The organism is Streptomyces sp. NPDC087310 (genome assembly GCF_044744405.1).
Taxonomy (GTDB): Bacteria; Actinomycetota; Actinomycetes; order Streptomycetales; family Streptomycetaceae; genus Streptomyces.
This window is the reverse complement of sequence record NZ_JBIUYF010000012.1, coordinates 74,023-91,799: the sequence shown is the minus strand read 5'-3', so window position 1 is coordinate 91,799 and position 17,777 is coordinate 74,023. Positions and strand designations below refer to the sequence as shown.

Below are 17,777 nucleotides of genomic sequence, written 5' to 3'. Positions count from 1 at the left end.
GAACCCGGTCCTTGGGGCGGGTGGAGGAGGCTGCGAGCTGAAGCGGCACCGTGCGACGGGGCGCGAGCGCGGACGCCCCGTGGGCTCCCTTGCGCGGCGTACGGCGCGTCGTACGCCGCGGCGCCACGGGGCCCCGGTGCGTCGTACGACGCGGCGTCACGGGGCGTACACCGCACCGCAGGGCCGGGCTGTCGGGCCGACGGCGCGGGGCCGCCGCCCTCGGGCCGCCCGCGCCCCGTGGTGCGGCGTACCCGTCGGCGCCGCGTCTACGTGGACAGCGGGATCGCCGCCAGCGCTGCCACGGCCCAGGTCAAGGGCGTGAAGACCGCCACCACGGTGGCCGCCCTCACCAGCACCGCCGTACGCAGCAGCGCCGCCGGGGCGCCCACAAGGCGGAGACTCTCGGTCGTCGAGGCTCGCGTCTGCCGCGTTTCCAAGGACGCCATCAGCACCGTGGCCGCTGTACAGCCGATGACCAGAGTCGCGCCGAGCGCGGTGAGTGGGCCGAAGGGGCGCTCGTCCGTAGGGCCGTACAAGGACGCCGCGGCGAACGTGCCCGACACCACCGCGCACAGCACGCCCACGGGGCGGCCGATACGTCGCGACTCGGCCATCAAGGTCCGTCCGGCCAGCAGACGGAGTGCCCCGGGGCGCATGACCTGGAGCAGCCAGCCACAGAGATGCATGATGCCCGGGCCTGCCAGCGCCAGGCCGACGGCGGTCAGTGACCAGCCGGCCAGGACTGCGGCGGAGCTTCCGTCGAACTGACCGGGCAGCGGCAGCGCGGAGCCTCCCCCTTCTCGGCTCGCGTACGTCTCGACCGCGAGGCCGGCGGCTGTGAGCGCGACGCCCCAGGGGAGACCCGCCGGCGTGGGCGCGGGATGCGGCGCGGCCACCGGCTCGGGCACCGGCGCGGGGACAGGCACAGGCACGGGGGAGAGGACGGACGTGCCCGTGTGCACCGTTACGGGCCCGTCGGCGGCGGGCGTGACCTCATCCGTATCCGAGGTTTCCGAGACGGAAGTGGCCGCGATGGAGGCACCGTTGCTGCTTCCGACGCTCGCCGTCACCCGGGCTCTCGAAACGGCCCGTACGGCGCCCGTGACCCTCGCCTCGGCGTATCCGCGCCTCCGTAGGGCAATCCCCGTCGCCATCGTCGCCAGGACCGGTGCGGCCGCCAGCAGCGTCAGCGCCGCGCCGAACGGCAGAGGCCGGCCCGCGGCCAGCAGCTCCGCCGCTTCACCGTCGAACGGCAGGCCCGTCAGGTCGCCGCGCAGATGCAGGAAGAACAGCAGCGCCACGGAGCTGCCCAGCGTGCAGGAGATCGCCGTCGACGTCGCCGCGAGCACCGTGAGCCGCGCCGGGCCTAGGCCCACCGCCGACAGTCCGGAGCGCGGTCGCATGCGCGGTTCGGTGCGTGCCACCGCCACGGCGAGCTGCACCGCCGCCGCGAGCGGGACCAGACACCAGAGGAGCCGGACCGGCGACCCCGCCGGGTGGCCCATCGCCCAGCCGAGAGTGCACAGCATCAGGAAGCCGACCCCCGCCGACGCCGCGACGACCAGCAGCCGCCGGATCAGGACCAAGGGGTGTGTGCCGCGGCTTAGACGGAGAGCGAGCACGCGGCGCGGCCTTCCGCCTCGGACGGCCGCGGCGAATTGTCGCGCCGCCCGTCGATCAGGGTGACCGTACGGTCGGCGAGCGTCGCGACCTCCGGGTCCAGGGTGGCGAGGACGACGGTGATCCGGTGCGAGCGCGCCGCGGTGGTCAGCGTACGGAGCACCTGCGCCCGGTCCGTACGGTGCAGCGGCGCCGTCGGTTCGTCGGCGAAGACGACCGAGGGCTCGGTGACCAGGGCGCGTGCGACGGCGACGCGTTGCTGCTGGGACCGGAAGAGGGCGTACGGCCGTTTACGGGCACAGGGGCCGATGTCCAGCCGTTCCAGCCACTCCAGAGCGGCGGTCTTGGCGGCACGGCGCGACGTACCGCGCATCAGCAGGGGCAGGGCGGCGTTCTCCCACGAGGTCAGCTCGGGAACGAGCGCAGGCTCGGGCCCGATCCAGCCGAAGCGGTCGCGGCGCAGCCGTTCACGCAGCAGCGGGCTCATGGTGTGCACCGGCGAGCTGTTGAACCAGACCTCGCCCTGCTGGGGAACCAACTGCCCCGACAGGCATCGGAGCAGCGTCGTCTTGCCGCTGCCGCGTGAACCGTTCACGGCGAGGATCTCGCCCTCGCGCACGCCGAGCGAGACGCCGTCGAGCGCGGGCGATCCGTTGTGGGAGTAGTTCAGGGAACGCGCCCAGAGCACGTCGTTGTCCGGCGGGGCCACCATGGCGTACACCTCGGTTCTGATCGGATGTGGGTGCGCCTCGGCGCTTCCCTGCCATCCTTCGTCCGGCGGAACGAGGGCGGCGACGATCGGTCATGGGGCACGCTAGGTATTCGGAGCGGGGAGAGCGCACATCACAGGCCCGGGTGCCGCCCTTCTCACCCGAAAGGGGGCACCCGGACGCTTCTCGGGCGCCGTACGGGCCGATCACGGCGGGCAGGCCCCCGGGGCACCTGACCGCCCGGGCAGGCCGCGTGCCGTCCGCTCAGAGCTTCGTCCACGCCTCCGTGAGCACGGACCGGAGGATCCCCTCGATCTCGTCGAACGTGGACTGGTCGGAGATCAGCGGCGGCGCGAGCTGCACCACCGGGTCGCCCCGGTCGTCGGCGCGGCAGTACAGGCCGCTGTCGTACAGCTTCTTGGAGAGGAAGCCGTAGAGGACGCGTTCCGTCTCCTCGTCGGTGAAGGTCTCCTTGGTGGTCTTGTCCTTCACCAGTTCGATGCCGTAGAAGTAGCCGTTGCCGCGTACGTCGCCCACGATGGGCAGGTCGTGCAGCTTCTTCAGGGTGTCGAAGAACGCGCCCTCGTTGTCGAGCACATGCTGGTTGAGGCCCTCGCGCTCGAAGATGTCGAGGTTGGCGAGGCCGACCGCCGCGGAGACCGGGTGGCCGCCGAACGTATAGCCGTGCAGGAACGTGTTGTCACCCTGGTAGAACGGCTCGGCGAGCCGGTCGGAGACGATGCAGGCGCCGATCGGGGAGTAGCCCGACGTCATGCCCTTGGCGCAGGTGATCATGTCGGGTATGTAGTCGAACTTGTCGCACGCGAACATCGTGCCGAGCCGGCCGAAGGCGCAGATGACCTCGTCGGAGACGAGCAGGACGTCGTACCGGTCGCAGATCTCGCGGACCCGCTGGAAGTAGCCGGGCGGCGGGGGGAAACAGCCACCGGCGTTCTGTACGGGCTCCAGGAAGACCGCAGCGACCGTCTCCGGCCCCTCGAAGAGGATCTCCTGCTCGATCTGGTCGGCCGCCCAGCGGCCGAACGCCTCCGGATCGTCCCCGTACAGCGGCGCGCGGTAGATGTTCGTGTTCGGGACCTTGTGCGCGCCCGGGACCAGCGGCTCGAACGGTGCCTTCAGAGCGGGCAGTCCGGTGATGGAGAGCGCCCCCTGAGGCGTCCCGTGGTAGGCGACGGCGCGTGAGACGACCTTGTACTTGGTCGGCTTCCCCGTCAACTTGAAGTACTGCTTGGCGAGCTTCCAGGCGGTCTCCACGGCCTCGCCGCCGCCCGTCGTGAAGAAGACCTTGTTGAGGTCGCCGGGCGCGTGGTGCGCGAGCCGCTCCGCGAGTTCGACGGCCTTCGGGTGGGCGTACGACCACACAGGGAAGAAGCCGAGCTCCTGGCCCTGCTTGTAGGCGGCTTCGGCCAACTCGTGGCGGCCGTGGCCGGCGTTGACCACGAACAGCCCCGAGAGGCCGTCCAGGTAGCGCTTGCCCTCGGCGTCGTAGATGTAGGTGCCCTCGCCGCGCACGATGGTGGGCACGGGGGCGTTCTCGTACGAGGACATGCGGGTGAAGTGCATCCACAGGTGGTCGTACGCGGTCTTGGAGAGGTCCTTGCTCACGGCTATCGGGTTCCCCACATGTAGGTCTGCTTCTTCAGCTTGAGGTAGACGAAGCTCTCGGTGGAGCGCACGCCGGGGAGCGCGCGGATCCGCTTGTTGATCACTTCGAGCAGGTGGTCGTCGTCCTCGCAGACGATCTCCACCATCAGGTCGAAGGAGCCCGCGGTCATCACCACGTACTCGCATTCGGCCATCTCCGACAGCGCGTCCGCGACCGTGTCCAAGTCGCCCTCGACATTGATGCCGACCATCGCCTGCCGCCGGAAGCCGACGGTGAGCGGGTCGGTGACGGCGACGATCTGCATCACGCCCTGGTCGAGCAGCTTCTGTACGCGCTGGCGTACGGCCGCCTCGGAGAGGCCGACCGCCTTGCCGATCGCGGCGTAGGGGCGGCGTCCGTCCTGCTGGAGCTGCTCGATGATCGCGAGCGATACGGAGTCGATCGTCGGCGAGGAGCCGTTCCCGGTCCGGGGCTCCGGCCTGGACTCGTGCTTCGAGTGCGCCTTGGAGGCAGGCGTGGGCCCCGGCTTCGAGTCCGCCTCGGACTGCGCCTGGGAGTGCGTTCTGGAGTCTGTGCTACGGCTGGCCACGCACTTCACTGTGCACCGGGACTCGTCCGTATAGCAACCCCGTATCGATGAAATTCGTTGTCCAAGGGATCGAATCTCACCGAATCCGAAGTTGCGGGGGGTCGGGCCTGTTGAAAGCGTTGACCGAGCGATTAGGGTGGGTGTCTCACCCATCGGACATCTGACAGGGAGGGGTGGCAGTGACCACCGAGCTGCGCCGGCTGCGTAACTACATCAACGGGGAGTTCCGGGACGCCGTTGACGGGCGGACCATCGAGGTGGTCGACCCGACCACGGGCGACGCGTACGCCACGTCCCCGCTCTCGGGGAAGGCCGATGTCGACGCCGCCATGGAGGCCGCTGCCGCCGCCTTCCCGGCGTGGCGGGACACCACTCCGGCCGAGCGCCAGAAGGTGCTGCTGAAGATCGCGGACGCCTTCGAGGAGCGCGCGGAGGACCTGATCGCCGCCGAGTCCGAGAACACGGGCAAGCCGATCGAACTCACCCGCACCGAAGAGATCCCGCCGATGGTGGACCAGATCCGCTTCTTCGCGGGCGCCGCCCGGATGCTCGAAGGCCGATCGGCCGGGGAGTACATGGACGGGTTCACCTCCATCGTCCGGCGGGAGCCGGTCGGCGTCTGCGCGCAGGTCGCGCCGTGGAACTACCCGATGATGATGGCGGTGTGGAAGTTCGCACCGGCGCTCGCCGCGGGTAACACCGTCGTGCTCAAGCCGTCGGACACCACCCCCGCGTCGACGGTGCTGATGGCGGAGATCATCGGCGCGATCGTCCCCAAGGGCGTCTTCAACGTCATCTGCGGCGACCGCGACAGCGGCCGGGCCATGGTCGAGCACCCGACGCCCGCGATGGCCTCCATCACCGGCTCCGTACGGGCCGGCATGCAGGTCGCGGAGTCGGCGGCCAAGGACCTCAAGCGGGTCCACCTGGAACTGGGCGGCAAGGCGCCGGTCGTCGTCTTCGAGGACGTCGACCTGGCGAAGGCCGTCGAGGACATCGCGGTGGCGGGGTACTTCAACGCGGGGCAGGACTGTACGGCGGCGACGCGCGTCCTCGTCCACGAGTCGATCCACGACGAGTTCGTGACCGCGCTCGCCAAGGCGGCGGCCGACACGAAGACGGGCGCGCCGGACGACGAGGACGTGCTCTACGGGCCGCTCAACAACGCCCGGCAGCTCCAGCAGGTCTCCGGCTTCATCGAGCGGCTGCCGGCCCACGCACGGGTCGAGGCGGGCGGTCACCGGGTCGGCGAGAAGGGCTACTTCTACGCCCCGACCGTCGTCTCCGGACTCAAGCAGGACGACGAGATCATCCAGAACGAGGTGTTCGGTCCCGTCATCACCGTCCAGTCCTTCACGGACGAGGCCCAGGCCCTGGAGTACGCCAACGGCGTGGAGTTCGCGCTCGCCTCGTCCGTGTGGACGAAGGACCACGCGCGGGCGATGCGGATGTCGAAGGCGCTGGACTTCGGCTGCGTGTGGATCAACACGCACATTCCGCTGGTCGCGGAGATGCCGCACGGAGGCTTCAAGAAGTCGGGTTACGGCAAGGACCTGTCGGCGTACGGCTTCGACGACTACACGCGCATCAAGCACGTGATGACGTCGCTTGACGGCTGAGGGGCTGCGGGCTGACGGCTGGCGGCCTCTGCCGTGAGCGCGGCGCGGCGTACGGGCCCGCCCCGTACGCCGCCGTACGGGGCGGGAGCGCGGCGACGGTACGGCGCTACACGCGCGGGCCCGCCGCGCGGTCGGCGCCCTGCGTACCGGGCGCCCCGCGGAGCAGGCCGGACAGGACGTCGATTCGGTTCGTGGTGATCGAGTCGACCCCCCGCTCGATCAGTCTGCGCATGCTGCGCCGCGTGTCCACGGTCCAGGCGGAGACCAGCAGCCCGTCCCGGTGATTGCGGTCGGCCAGCTCACGGCTGACCAGCCCGAAGCGGTAGTTGAGCCAGCGTGGCCGCACCGTCGCGAGCAGTACGGGGCGCGGCGGTGCCAGCGTCGTCCACGTCATCGCGATCTCGGCGCGCGCGTCGGCGGCGCGGACGGCGAGCATCGTGTCCGGGCCGGCGCAGTAGTACACGCGCTCCTCGGCGCCGCACTCGCGCACCGTGCCGACTACGGTGCGCACCGACGCCGCGGTGGCACCCGGCAGATCGATCATGAACCGGCCCTCCGCCCCGTACGGGGCCCGTCCCGGCACCAGGACGCCGCCGTGGTCCCCGTCCGGGGGCGGGAGGAGCACGGCGCGCAGGGTCGGTACCTCGCCGCGCGTCAGCTCGCACAGTTCGTCGTACGTCACCTCGGCGAGCCGCTGCTCGTGGCCCCAGAGCCGCGCCAGCGACGCGTCGTGCAGCAGGACGGGTACGCCGTCCCGGGTGAGCCGTACGTCGACCTCGACGGCGTCCGCGCCCCGTTGCCGCGCGGAACGGACCGACGGGAGGGTGTTCTCCCGGACGCGGTAGGGGTCGCCGCGGTGGCCCACGGCGACGACCGCGCGCCCCGTACCGGCTCCGTGGCCACGTTCGCCGCCGCCGTCGGCCATGGTCAGCGCGCGAGCCACTGGGCGGTGTACGTGTCGATCTCCTCGGCGAGCCGCTTCTTGTCGGCCGCGTCGAGGAACGATGCCTCGATCCCGTTCTTCGCGAGATCCGCGATACCGCGCTCGTCCAGGCCGAGCAGCCGCGCCGCGACGCGGTACTCGTTGTTCAGATCCGTGCCGAACATGGGCGGGTCGTCGCTGTTGACCGTCACCAGTACGCCCGCCGAGACCATCGCCTTGATCGGGTGCTCGTCGAGATCGGCGACGGCGCGGGTGGCGATGTTGGACGTGGGGCACACCTCCAGAGGGATGCGGTGCTGGGCGAGATGCGCCAGCAGCTCCGGGTCCTGGACGGAGCTGGTGCCGTGGCCGATGCGTTCCGCGCGCAGTTCGCGCAGCGCGTCCCAGACCGTCTCCGGCCCCGTCGTCTCCCCGGCGTGTGGTACGGAGCGCAGCCCCGCCGCGATCGCCCGGTCGAAGTACGGCTTGAACTGCGGCCGGGGCACGCCGATCTCGGGGCCGCCCAGTCCGAAGCCGATCAGCCCCTCGGGGCGCAGGTCCACCGCGAGCCGGGTGGTCTCCTCGGCGGCCTCCAGCCCCGCCTCTCCGGGAATGTCGAAGATCCAGCGCAGTACGACGCCCAGTTCGGCCTCGGCGGCCTTCCGCGCGTCCTCGATGGCCTCCATGAAGGCATGGTCGGGGATGCCGCGGTTGGTCGAGCTGAACGGTGTGACGGTCAGCTCGGCGTAGCGGATGTTCTGCCGGGCCATGTCGCGGGCGACCTCGAAGGTCAGCAGCCGCACGTCCTCCGGGGTCCGGATCAGATCGACGACCGAGAGGTAGACGTCGATGAAGTGGGCGAAGTCCGTGAAGGTGAAGAAGTCGACGAGCGCGCCGGGGTCGGTGGGTACCTTGGAGTCCGGGTGCCGGGACGCCAGTTCGGCGACGATGCGCGGCGACGCGGAGCCGACATGGTGGACATGGAGCTCGGCCTTGGGCAGACCGGCGATGAAAGCGCTCGGATCGGTCATCGTGATCCTCCGTGGAAGGGGACGGTACGGGGCGGGGTGCCGGCGGTACGGATGCCGGAAGCGCGGCCTCGACGGGGCGGCGCGCGGGGCCGCCTGCCGGACGGTTTCCGGGGCACGGATCATCGTAGGCCGGGCCGGTTCCGCGCGGAGCCGAGCCCGTAGCATGACGGAATGACGAGTGGGGGAGGCCCATGTCAGACAAGAGCGAGCAGCCGTCGGACGGCTACGAGCCGAGCGATCCCTGGGCGCCGCCGGAGCGCAAGGTGCCGCTGGACAAGCCGTCGTCCGCACAGCCGCACACCCCCCAGGGCTCGCAGGCGCCGCCGCAGCAGCCCGCCCGGAGCGTGCACGACCAGCCGACGATCACCGGGATGCCGACCGGTGGGTTGGGGCACGCTTCCGGCGCGGGCATCGGAAGCGGTACGGGGCCGGGGCCGGGCGCCGGTGAGGGCGCCGTACCGCCGCCGCCCACCGCTCCCGGTGGCCCTGCGAGGCCGACCCCGGGACCGTACGGCTACCCGGGGGCCCAGCAGTCCGGCGCCCCGTACGGGGCCGGTACGGGAGCAGGGGCGGGCGCCGGCTACGGCTACCCGGGCTACCCCAGCGCCCCGTACCAGGGTTACGGCCAGACCGGGTGGCAGCAGGCGCCGTCGAACGGCATGGGGATCACGGCGCTGGTGCTCGGGATCCTCGCCGTTGTGACCTTCTGCTTCTGGGGGGTCGGCATCATCCTCGGCGTCCTGGCGCTGATCTTCGGGTTCGTGGGCCGCGGGCGCGCTGAGCGGGGCGAGGCGAACAACGCGGGGATGGCGCTGGCGGGCATCATCCTCGGTGCGATCGGCACCCTGATCAGCGCGGCTTTCCTCGGCTTCCTGATCTGGGCGGTCGTAAAGGGGGAGGAGCTGACCTCGGAGACCACCGAGGACCCGTTCGCCACCTCGCTCGTCGTCGGCGTCGCGTCCAGCCGGTAGATCCGGTCCGGCGGTTACCCCCGGTCCACCCGGAGCTGGTCGCGCGCCTCCATGAGGGCGAAGCCCAGCAGGTTGAGTCCGCGCCAGCGTGCGGGGTCCGCCGCCCGCTCGTCGTCCGAGGCGAGTCCGATGCCCCAGATCCGGTCCATCGGGCTCGCCTCGACGAGAACCCGGTCACCCGTGGTCAGCAGAAAGTCGCGCAGCGCCGCGTCCTGCCCGAACTTGTGGATGCTGCCCGCCACCACGATGCCGTAGCGCTCACGCTCCCAGACGGTCTGGTCGAACTCGCGTACCAGCCGTCCCGCCTTCTTGGCGAGCGCCGGATTCGCGGCGCCCAGGGCCGCGCGTTCGGCCTCCTCGTCCCCGAAGAGCCGGGCCTTGGCCGCCATCATCCAGTGCTCGGCCGTCGCGTACTCGACCCCGTCGACCGTGAACGGCGCCGGCCACCACTGGCTCAGACAGCTCGTGCCGAGCGTGCCGTCCCGCCGTGGGGTGTGCCCCCAGAAGTGCAGATACTTGACCGTCTCGCCGCCCTGGGCCCGCTCGACCAGCTCGGCTGCCGTACGTACGGAACTCCCCGTATTCATCCCCATGCCCGCGAGTCTGCCAGCCACCACTGACAGCGCCCGTCGGCGCTGCGTACGGCTACGGTCCTGAGGCGCCGCCCCGTCCACCGATTCCGTCGCGTAACCAAAAGGCAACAACGGAATCCCTTGTTGAGGTGGATGCTCTCTGTCAGGATCGGCACTCAATCCAAGCCGGAACAACACTTCGCACAGGGGTCGGCGCCGTCGGCCGGGACATCGGAGAGCGTCATGGGCAACCGCTTCCAGGTGCGGGACCGATTCGCGGAGGGCGCGCAGTTCATCGGCGGGCGGTCGCGGCCGGGCACCTCGGGACGTCTGCACACCGTCGTGAACCCGGCGACCGGCAAGGACATCCACGCGTACGAACTGGCCGGTCCCGCTGACGTGGACGACGCCGTCGCCGCCGCGCACGCGGCCTTCCCCGGCTGGGCCGGCACCACGCCCGGCGGGCGCTCCGACGCCCTGCACCGCCTGGCGGACGTCCTCGCCGCTCAGGCGGACGACTTCGCGTACGCAGAGTCGTTGCAGTGCGGCAAGCCGATCAAGCTCTCCACCGAGTTCGACGTTCCCGGGACCGTCGACAACGCGGCCTTCTTCGCGGGCGCCGCACGCCGCCTGGACGGGGCCTCGGCGGGTGAGTACAGCGGTGACCACACCTCCTCCGTACGCCGCGAGCCGATCGGGGTCGTCGGCTCCGTCGCACCGTGGAACTACCCGCTCCAGATGGCCGCCTGGAAGATCCTCCCCGCCGTCGCCGCGGGCAACACGGTCGTCCTGAAGCCTGCCGAACTCACGCCCTTCACGTCGCTGATGTTCGCCCGGGCCGCCCAGGAGGCCGGAGTGCCCGACGGCGTGATCAACATCGTCACCGGGGCGGGCCCCGACGCGGGCGAGCGCCTTGTGGGCCACCCTGATGTCGCCATGACGTCGTTCACCGGCTCCACCGCCGTCGGGAGGCGCGTCGCGGCGATCGCCACCGCCGCCGTCCCCGTCAAGCGCCTCCACCTCGAACTCGGCGGCAAGGCCCCCTTCCTCGTCTTCGACGACGCGGACCTGGAGGCCGCCGTCCACGGCGCCGTCGCCGCGTCGCTCATCAACGGCGGCCAGGACTGCACGGCGGCCACTCGCGCCTACGTCCAACGGCCGCTGTACGACGCCTTCGTCGCCGGTGTCGCCGATCTCATGGCAACGGTCCGCCTCGGTGATCCCTTCGACGAGGCGACGGACCTCGGCCCGCTCATCTCGCACGCCCACCGCGACCGCGTCGCGGGCTTCGTCGACCGGGCGCGCGGCTACGCCCGCGTCGTCACCGGTGGGGAGTCCCCAGGGGGTGACTGGAAGAACGGCGCCTTCTACCGCCCCACGCTCATCACGGACGCCGCGCAGGACAGCGAGATCGTCCAGTCCGAGGTCTTCGGGCCCGTCCTCGCCGTGCTCCCCTTCGACTCCGACGACGAAGGCGTGCGGCTCGCCAACGACACCCCGTACGGCCTCGCCGCCTCCACTTGGAGCCGCGACGTCTACCGCACGGGGCGGGCGGTCCGCGAGATCAGGGCGGGCTGCGTCTGGGTCAACGACCACATCCCGATCATCAGCGAGATGCCGCACGGCGGCTACAAGGCCAGCGGGTTCGGCAAGGACATGTCGGCGTACTCATTCGACGAGTACACGCAGCTCAAACATGTGATGTACGACAACACGGCGGTGGCCAGGAAGGACTGGCATCGCACGGTCTTCGGCGACCGGCAGCACAGCCACCCGTGAGGCCACGCAGGAAGCCTGGCCGCCCCCTTCGACGCCCCGGAGGAACCCGCTCCCGGAAACGCCGAAGCCCCGAACCCTCGAACCCCGAAGCCCCCGAACCGTCGTAATCGTCAACGTCCAGCCGAAGGGCAGAGTGCATGGAGCAGATGGAGCAGTACGAGCCCGACCGCCCGTCCGGGGCGCAGTGGGCCGCGATACGCCGCACCATGACCAGCGGCCGGGGCGCCCTCACTCGCCGCTCCGTACTGCGCGCCACCGGCGCCGGCGCCGTCACGCTCGGCGGGCTCGCCGCACTGGGCGGCTGCGGTATCCCGCCCGCGAAGAGGGAGGGGGAAGGGCCCGCCTCCACCGACCACTCGGCCGAGGAGAAGCGCGTCGTCTTCTCCAACTGGACCGAGTACATGGACGTCAGTGATGACGAGAAGCACTACCCGACGCTGGAGGCGTTCACCAAACGCACCGGGGTCACGGTCAAATACACCGCGGACATCAATGACAACGTCGAGTTCTTCGGCAAGATCCAGCCACAGCTCGCCGCCGGTCAGGACACCGGACGGGACCTCATCTGCGTCACGGACTGGCTGGCCGCCCGCATCATCAGGCTCGGCTGGGCGCAGAAACTCGACCCGTCCCACCTCCCGCACGCGTTCGCGAACCTCTCCGCGCCGTTCCGCTCGCCCGACTGGGACCCGGGCCGCGCCTACACGTACCCGTGGACCGGGATCCCCGCCGTCATCGCGTACAACACCAAGGCGACCGGCGGGCGCACGGTCGACTCGGTCTCCCAGCTCCTGGACGATCCAAAGCTCAAGGGGCGGGTGGCCTTCCTCTCCGAGATGCGCGACACCGTCGGGATGACCCTCCTGGACCTCGGCAAGGACCCGGCAGCCTTCACCGACGACGATTTCGACGCCGCACTGGCCCGGATCCAGAAGGCCGTCGACAGGAAGCAGATACGCCGGTTCACCGGCAACGACTACACCGCGGATCTCGACAAGGGCGACATCGCGGCGTGCGTCGCGTGGGCGGGGGACATCGTCCAGCTCCAGAACGACAACCCGGACATCAGGTTCGCCATCCCACGGGCCGGCTACATGCTCTCCAGCGACAACCTGCTGGTCCCGGCCAAGGCGCGGCACAAGACCAACGCCGAGGAGCTCATCGACCACTACTACCGGCCGCCGGTCGCCGCACGGCTCGCCGCGTACATCAACTACGTCTGCCCGGTCGACGGTGTGCGCGCCGAGCTGGCCAAGATCGACAAGTCGATGGCTGACAACCCTCTGATCCTCCCGGACGCCGCGATGGCCGCCGCCTCGCACGCCTTCCGTTCCCTCAGCGCCAAGGAAGAGACGGCGTACGAGCAGAAGTTCGCCAAGCTCATCGGTGCGTAGGTGCGTAGGTGCGTAGGTGCGTAGGTGCGTGGTCCGCGGCCCGCGCCGTACGCCGCGCAGCACCCCCGCGCCCCGGAGTATCCGGCGGCCGGTCCGGCCAGCTCCGTACGCCGCGCCCCGCGCCCCGTACGGCCTTCTGTACGTAGCTCACCGCGCCCCGTCGCACCCCGCCCCGTACGCCCCGTCCGTCCACCTCTCTCCTCCCTGGGACCGTGACCCATGACAGAGACCGCATCCACCAGCCAGGGCGGCGGCGACGTCCGCCTCACCGGGATCAGCAAGACGTACGGCTCCTTCCGCGCCGTACGGCCCCTTGACCTCACCGTGCCGCAGGGGTCCTTCTTCGCCCTCCTCGGTGCGTCGGGCTGCGGCAAGACCACCACCCTGCGGATGATCGCCGGCCTGGAGGAACCCACCACCGGCACGGTCTTCCTGGGCGACAGGGACGTCACGGGGCTCCCTCCGTACAAGCGCCCCGTCAACACCGTGTTCCAGAGCTACGCCCTGTTCCCGCATCTCGACATCTACGAGAACGTCGCCTTCGGACTGCGCCGTCGCGGCATCAGATCCGTACGCAAGCAGGTCGGTGACATGCTCGACCTCGTCCAGCTCGGCGACCACGCCAGGCGCAAGCCCCATCAGCTCTCCGGCGGCCAGCAGCAGCGCGTCGCGGTGGCCCGCGCGCTGATCAACCATCCGCAGGTACTCCTCCTCGACGAGCCGCTGGGCGCCCTCGACCTCAAGCTGCGCCGCCAGATGCAGGGGGAGCTGAAGCGCATCCAGACCGAGGTCGGCATCACCTTCATCCATGTCACCCACGACCAGGAGGAGGCCATGACGATGGCCGACACGGTCGCGGTGATGAACGCGGGGAGAGTCGAACAGCTCGGCAGCCCCGCCGACCTCTACGAGAAACCGCACACCACCTTCGTCGCCAACTTCCTCGGTACGTCCAACCTCATAGAGGCAGAGATCGCCGACGTACGGGGCGACGACGTGGCGGTCACGGCGGGCGGTACCAGGCTCCTTCTCCCCGGTGGCCGATGTTCCGCGCCGACGACGCGCGGTGGCAGGCTGCTGGTCGGCGTGCGCCCCGAGAAGATATCCCTCACCCACGTGGACGACGCGGAGTCGATCCCCGGCGGACGCAACCGCATACCCGGCCGGATCGCCGACTCCCGCTTCATCGGCGTCTCCACGCAGTACGTGATCGAGAGCGCCGTCTGCCCTGGGCTGGAGGTGTACGCGCAGAACATCGAGCGTGACAGCCGGCTCGCCCCCGGCGCGGAGGTCGTCCTGCACTGGAACCCGGCGCACACCTTCGGCCTGGACGCCGCGCAGTCGCCACTGGCCGGCACTACGGGCGACGCCGGCGTCAACACGGCCCCCGACGGCGGCGGCGCGGGCCCCGACGCCGAGACCGGCGCTCCCGCAGGAGGCACCACAGGCGGCGTCGGCGCCGCTACGGCGCGCGCAGAGGCACGGGCCCGGGCCCAGGGGCCCGCCCGCGTCGGCAAGGCCGGAGAGGAGGGCGCGTGACCGCCACGCAAGCCCCGCCCACGACACCGCCCGCCGCGGAGCCCGGCCGTCCCGTGCGCAAGCCCGCCGCGCGCAGGCGCCTCGCCCCGTACTGGCTGCTTCTGCCCGGCATCCTCTGGCTGCTGGTCTTCTTCGCGCTGCCGATGGTCTACCAGGCGTCGACCTCCGTACAGACCGGCTCCCTGGAGGAGGGCTTCAAGGTCACCTGGCACTTCCGGACGTACTGGGACGCGCTCCAGGAGTACTACCCGCAGTTCGTCCGCTCCCTGCTGTACGCGGGCACCGCCACGCTCCTGTGCCTGCTGCTGGGCTACCCCCTCGCGTATCTCATCGCCTTCAAGGCGGGCCGCCGGCGCAATCTCCTCCTGGTCCTCGTCATCGCGCCGTTCTTCACCAGCTTCCTGATCCGTACGCTCGCCTGGAAGACGATCCTCGCGGACGGGGGCACCGTCGTCGGCGTACTGGACGCCCTGCACGTCCTCGACGTGACCAGTTGGCTCGGCTGGACCGAGGGCGACCGCGTCCTGGCGACACCTATGGCGGTGGTCTGCGGTCTGACGTACAACTTCCTGCCCTTCATGATCCTGCCGCTCTACACGTCGCTGGAGCGCATCGACGGCCGGCTGCACGAGGCCGCGGGCGACCTGTACGCCACACCACTGACGACCTTCCGCACGGTGACGTTCCCGCTCTCCATGCCCGGCGTCGTCTCCGGCACGCTGCTCACCTTCATCCCCGCGAGCGGCGACTACGTCAACGCCGAACTGCTCGGCTCCACCGACACCAAGATGGTCGGCAGCGTCATCCAGACGCAGTTCCTGCGCGTCCTCGACTACCCGACGGCCGCCGCGCTCTCCTTCATCCTCATGGCGGTCGTCCTGCTGATGGTCACCGTCTACATCCGCCGAGCAGGGACGGAGGACCTGGTCTGATGAGTCCGACGAGTGGTGTTCCAAGGGGCGGCCTCACGGCCGTGACGCGCTGGGTACGGCGCAACCTGGTGGTCATCGCGGGGTTGCTCACGCTCGGCTACATGATCGTGCCCAATGTCGTCGTGATGGTCTTCTCCTTCAACAAGCCGAACGGCCGCTTCAACTACACGTGGCAGCGCTTCTCCCTGGACGCCTGGAAGGATCCGTGCGGTGTCGCCGATCTGTGCGGCTCGCTGGCGCTCTCCCTCCGGATCGCCACCTGGGCGACGCTCGGCGCGACCGTCCTCGGCACCATGATCGCCTTCGCGCTGGTCCGCTACCGCTTCCGGGCGCGCGGCCCGATCAACTCGCTGATCTTCCTGCCGATGGCCATGCCCGAGGTCGTGATGGCGGCGTCGCTGCTGACGCTCTTCCTCAACCTGGGTGCGCCGCTCGGCTTCTGGACGGTCCTGGTCGCCCACATCATGTTCTGCCTCAGCTTTGTCGTGACCGCCGTCAAGGCGCGCGTCATGTCCATGGATCCGCGTCTCGAAGAAGCGGCGCGCGATCTCTACGCGGGGCCGGTGCAGACCTTCGTACGGGTCACCCTGCCGATCGCCGCGCCCGGTATCGCGGCGGGAGCGCTGCTCGCCTTCGCACTCTCGTTCGACGATTTCATCATCACCAACTTCAACGCCGGGTCGACCGTGACCTTCCCGATGTTCGTATGGGGCTCCGCGCAGCGCGGCACGCCGGTGCAGATCAACGTCATCGGGACGGCAATGTTCGTCGTTGCCGTACTGGTGGTCGTCGTCGGCCACATGGTCAGCAACCGGCGGAAGAAGACCGCCGCGACCACCTGAACGGCTTCTTTGAGCCGTCCGCGTCGCGCAGCGTCCAACTCGACGACCGTCCGCGACAGTCAGCATCCGGAGCAGTTCGACGGAGAAGGAGCCGGAACACATGCCCGTGGACCTTGGAGCCGTGCGCGCCGCCGCCGCGGCGTCCCTCGCCGGCGCGCGCCCCGTACCGTACTGGCTGGACTCCCCGGACCGGCCGGCCGCGCGCCCCGCGCTCACCGGCGACGAACGCTGCGACCTGCTCGTCGTCGGCGGCGGATACAGCGGCCTGTGGACCGCCCTCCTCGCCAAGGAGCGGGCCCCGGAGCGCGACGTCGTCCTGATCGAGGGCCAGGAGGTCGGCTGGGCCGCCTCAGGCCGCAACGGAGGCTTCTGCGCGGCCTCCCTCACCCACGGCTTCGGCAACGGGCTCACCCGCTGGCCCGACGAACTGCGCACGCTGGAGGAACTGGGCGAGCGCAACCTCGACGCCATCGAGGCGGCCGTCGCCCGGTACGGCATCGACTGCGCCTTCGAGCGCACCGGCGAGCTCGACGTCGCCACGGAGCCGTACCAGCTCGACGGACTCCGCGACCTGTACGAGGAACGGACACGGCGCGGCGGCGAGGGGCTCGAACTCCTCGACCGCGACGCGGTGCGCGCCGAGGTCGACTCGCCGACCTTCCTGGGCGGACTGTGGGACCGGCGCGGCGTCGCCATGCTGGACCCGGCGCGGCTCGCCTGGGGACTCAAACGTGTCTGCACGGAACTGGGCGTACGGATCTACGAGAACACTCGCGGCCTGGCGCTGGCCCGGTACGGCGCCGGAATGGCCGTCCGTACCCCGTACGGACGGATCTTCGCCCGGCGCGTCGCGCTCGGTACCAATGTCTTCCCGTCACTGGTCAGACGGGCGCGCCCGTACACCGTCCCCGTCTACGACTACGCGCTGATGACGGAGCCGCTGACGGCGCGGCAACGGGGCGCGATCGGCTGGCGCAACCGTCAGGGGCTGGGGGACAGCGCCAACTAGTTCCACTACTTCAGGATCACCGCCGACCACCGTGTCCTGTGGGGCGGTTACGACGCGATCTACCCGTACGGCGGTCGGCTCAGCGCCGAGATGGAGCAGCGGCCGCAGACGTACCTCAGACTCGCCGCCCACTTCTTCCGCTGCTTCCCGCAGTTGGAGGGCGTGCGCTTCAGCCACGCGTGGGGCGGGGCGATCGACACCTGTTCACGGTTTGCGGCGTTCTTCGGCACGGCGTACGGCGGCCGGGTGGCGTACGCGGCGGGCTACACCGGCCTGGGGGTCGGTGCGACGCGCTTCGGCGGCGACGTGATGCTCGACCTCCTCGCGGGGGAGCGTACGGAGCGCACCGAACTGGCCATGGTCCGCGACAAACCACTGCCGTTCCCGCCCGAACCGGTCGCCTGGGCCGGGATCGGCCTCACCCGATGGTCGCTGGCGCGCGCGGACGCCCACGACGGCCGGCGCAACGTCTGGCTGCGGACGATGGACCGGCTCGGGCTGGGCTTCGACAGTTGAACCGGAGCCTCTTTCTCCCCTCCTGTACCAGGACCTGTGAGTCAGATCACCGGAAGATGGTGAGCGGAACCCGCGTAATCGATCGGCCCCGCCGCCCTCCCTCTT

At 70.5% G+C, this 17,777-nt stretch carries 14 protein-coding genes and 1 pseudogene; 8 read left to right on the top strand and 7 right to left on the bottom strand.

The genetic code is table 11. From position 1 onward, the window contains the following. Positions 1-266: 266 nt before the first annotated feature. The 4 genes from ACIO3P_RS36015 to ACIO3P_RS36000 all read right to left on the bottom strand — a co-directional run bounded on the left by ACIO3P_RS36015 (position 267) and on the right by ACIO3P_RS36000 (position 4,399). Complete coding sequence (locus ACIO3P_RS36015) at positions 267-1,622, bottom strand: hypothetical protein (protein ID WP_401855391.1); 1,356 nt, start codon at positions 1,620-1,622, stop codon at positions 267-269. Beyond that, positions 1,604-2,332: an ABC transporter ATP-binding protein gene (locus ACIO3P_RS36010; protein WP_401797091.1), complete on the bottom strand. Its 729-nt coding sequence runs from the start codon at positions 2,330-2,332 to the stop codon at positions 1,604-1,606. Before ACIO3P_RS36010 ends, ACIO3P_RS36015 begins: the two co-directional genes overlap by 19 nt. A 262-nt stretch (positions 2,333-2,594) precedes the next feature. Continuing rightward, positions 2,595-3,974 carry an aspartate aminotransferase family protein gene (locus ACIO3P_RS36005; protein WP_401855389.1) on the bottom strand — a complete coding sequence of 460 codons (1,380 nt, stop codon included), beginning with the start codon at positions 3,972-3,974 and terminating at the stop codon, positions 2,595-2,597. Further along, on the bottom strand, positions 3,959-4,399 hold the full coding sequence (locus ACIO3P_RS36000; RefSeq protein ID WP_329823088.1) for an Lrp/AsnC family transcriptional regulator: 441 nt from the start codon (positions 4,397-4,399) through the stop codon (positions 3,959-3,961). Before ACIO3P_RS36000 ends, ACIO3P_RS36005 begins: the two co-directional genes overlap by 16 nt. 326 nt (positions 4,400-4,725) lie before the next feature. Here ACIO3P_RS36000 and ACIO3P_RS35995 point away from each other — a divergent pair, with 326 nt between their 5' ends. Next, on the top strand, positions 4,726-6,165 hold the full coding sequence (locus tag ACIO3P_RS35995) for a gamma-aminobutyraldehyde dehydrogenase (protein ID WP_329823005.1): 1,440 nt from the start codon (positions 4,726-4,728) through the stop codon (positions 6,163-6,165). A 106-nt stretch (positions 6,166-6,271) separates the two neighbouring features. Here ACIO3P_RS35995 and ACIO3P_RS35990 read toward each other — a convergent pair whose 3' ends face one another. Both ACIO3P_RS35990 and ACIO3P_RS35985 read right to left on the bottom strand, forming a co-directional pair. Beyond that, positions 6,272-7,090 (bottom strand): glycerophosphodiester phosphodiesterase, encoded by an 819-nt coding sequence (locus tag ACIO3P_RS35990; protein WP_401855449.1) that lies wholly within the window; start codon positions 7,088-7,090, stop codon positions 6,272-6,274. Between the two features lie 2 nt (positions 7,091-7,092). Continuing rightward, positions 7,093-8,118: an adenosine deaminase gene (locus ACIO3P_RS35985; RefSeq protein ID WP_401855386.1), complete on the bottom strand. Its 1,026-nt coding sequence runs from the start codon at positions 8,116-8,118 to the stop codon at positions 7,093-7,095. Positions 8,119-8,309: 191 nt separating this feature from the next. Here ACIO3P_RS35985 and ACIO3P_RS35980 point away from each other — a divergent pair, with 191 nt between their 5' ends. After that, the gene (locus ACIO3P_RS35980) at positions 8,310-9,089 is read left to right on the top strand and encodes a DUF4190 domain-containing protein (RefSeq protein ID WP_401855385.1); all 780 of its coding nucleotides are present in this window, start codon (positions 8,310-8,312) and stop codon (positions 9,087-9,089) included. Positions 9,090-9,103: 14 nt separating this feature from the next. Here ACIO3P_RS35980 and ACIO3P_RS35975 read toward each other — a convergent pair whose 3' ends face one another. Beyond that, the gene (locus tag ACIO3P_RS35975; protein ID WP_329823086.1) at positions 9,104-9,676 is read right to left on the bottom strand and encodes an NADAR family protein; all 573 of its coding nucleotides are present in this window, start codon (positions 9,674-9,676) and stop codon (positions 9,104-9,106) included. Between the two features lie 228 nt (positions 9,677-9,904). Here ACIO3P_RS35975 and ACIO3P_RS35970 point away from each other — a divergent pair, with 228 nt between their 5' ends. From ACIO3P_RS35970 to ACIO3P_RS35945, 6 genes and pseudogenes are all read left to right on the top strand, one after another. Beyond that, the gene (locus ACIO3P_RS35970; protein ID WP_401855382.1) at positions 9,905-11,440 is read left to right on the top strand and encodes a gamma-aminobutyraldehyde dehydrogenase; all 1,536 of its coding nucleotides are present in this window, start codon (positions 9,905-9,907) and stop codon (positions 11,438-11,440) included. A 146-nt stretch (positions 11,441-11,586) separates the two neighbouring features. Next, the gene (locus ACIO3P_RS35965; RefSeq protein ID WP_401855446.1) at positions 11,587-12,834 is read left to right on the top strand and encodes a spermidine/putrescine ABC transporter substrate-binding protein; all 1,248 of its coding nucleotides are present in this window, start codon (positions 11,587-11,589) and stop codon (positions 12,832-12,834) included. 219 nt (positions 12,835-13,053) lie between these two features. Further along, positions 13,054-14,373, top strand: a complete 1,320-nt coding sequence (locus ACIO3P_RS35960; RefSeq protein ID WP_401855380.1) for an ABC transporter ATP-binding protein — start codon at positions 13,054-13,056, stop codon at positions 14,371-14,373. Next, positions 14,370-15,305 carry an ABC transporter permease gene (locus ACIO3P_RS35955; RefSeq protein WP_401855377.1) on the top strand — a complete coding sequence of 312 codons (936 nt, stop codon included), beginning with the start codon at positions 14,370-14,372 and terminating at the stop codon, positions 15,303-15,305. The genes ACIO3P_RS35960 and ACIO3P_RS35955 overlap by 4 nt, the downstream gene beginning before the upstream one ends. Beyond that, positions 15,305-16,147 (top strand): ABC transporter permease, encoded by an 843-nt coding sequence (locus ACIO3P_RS35950; protein ID WP_401855374.1) that lies wholly within the window; start codon positions 15,305-15,307, stop codon positions 16,145-16,147. The genes ACIO3P_RS35955 and ACIO3P_RS35950 overlap by 1 nt, the downstream gene beginning before the upstream one ends. Before the next feature lie 100 nt (positions 16,148-16,247). Next, a pseudogene (locus ACIO3P_RS35945) lies at positions 16,248-17,672 on the top strand (NAD(P)/FAD-dependent oxidoreductase). Positions 17,673-17,777: the final 105 nt, after the last annotated feature.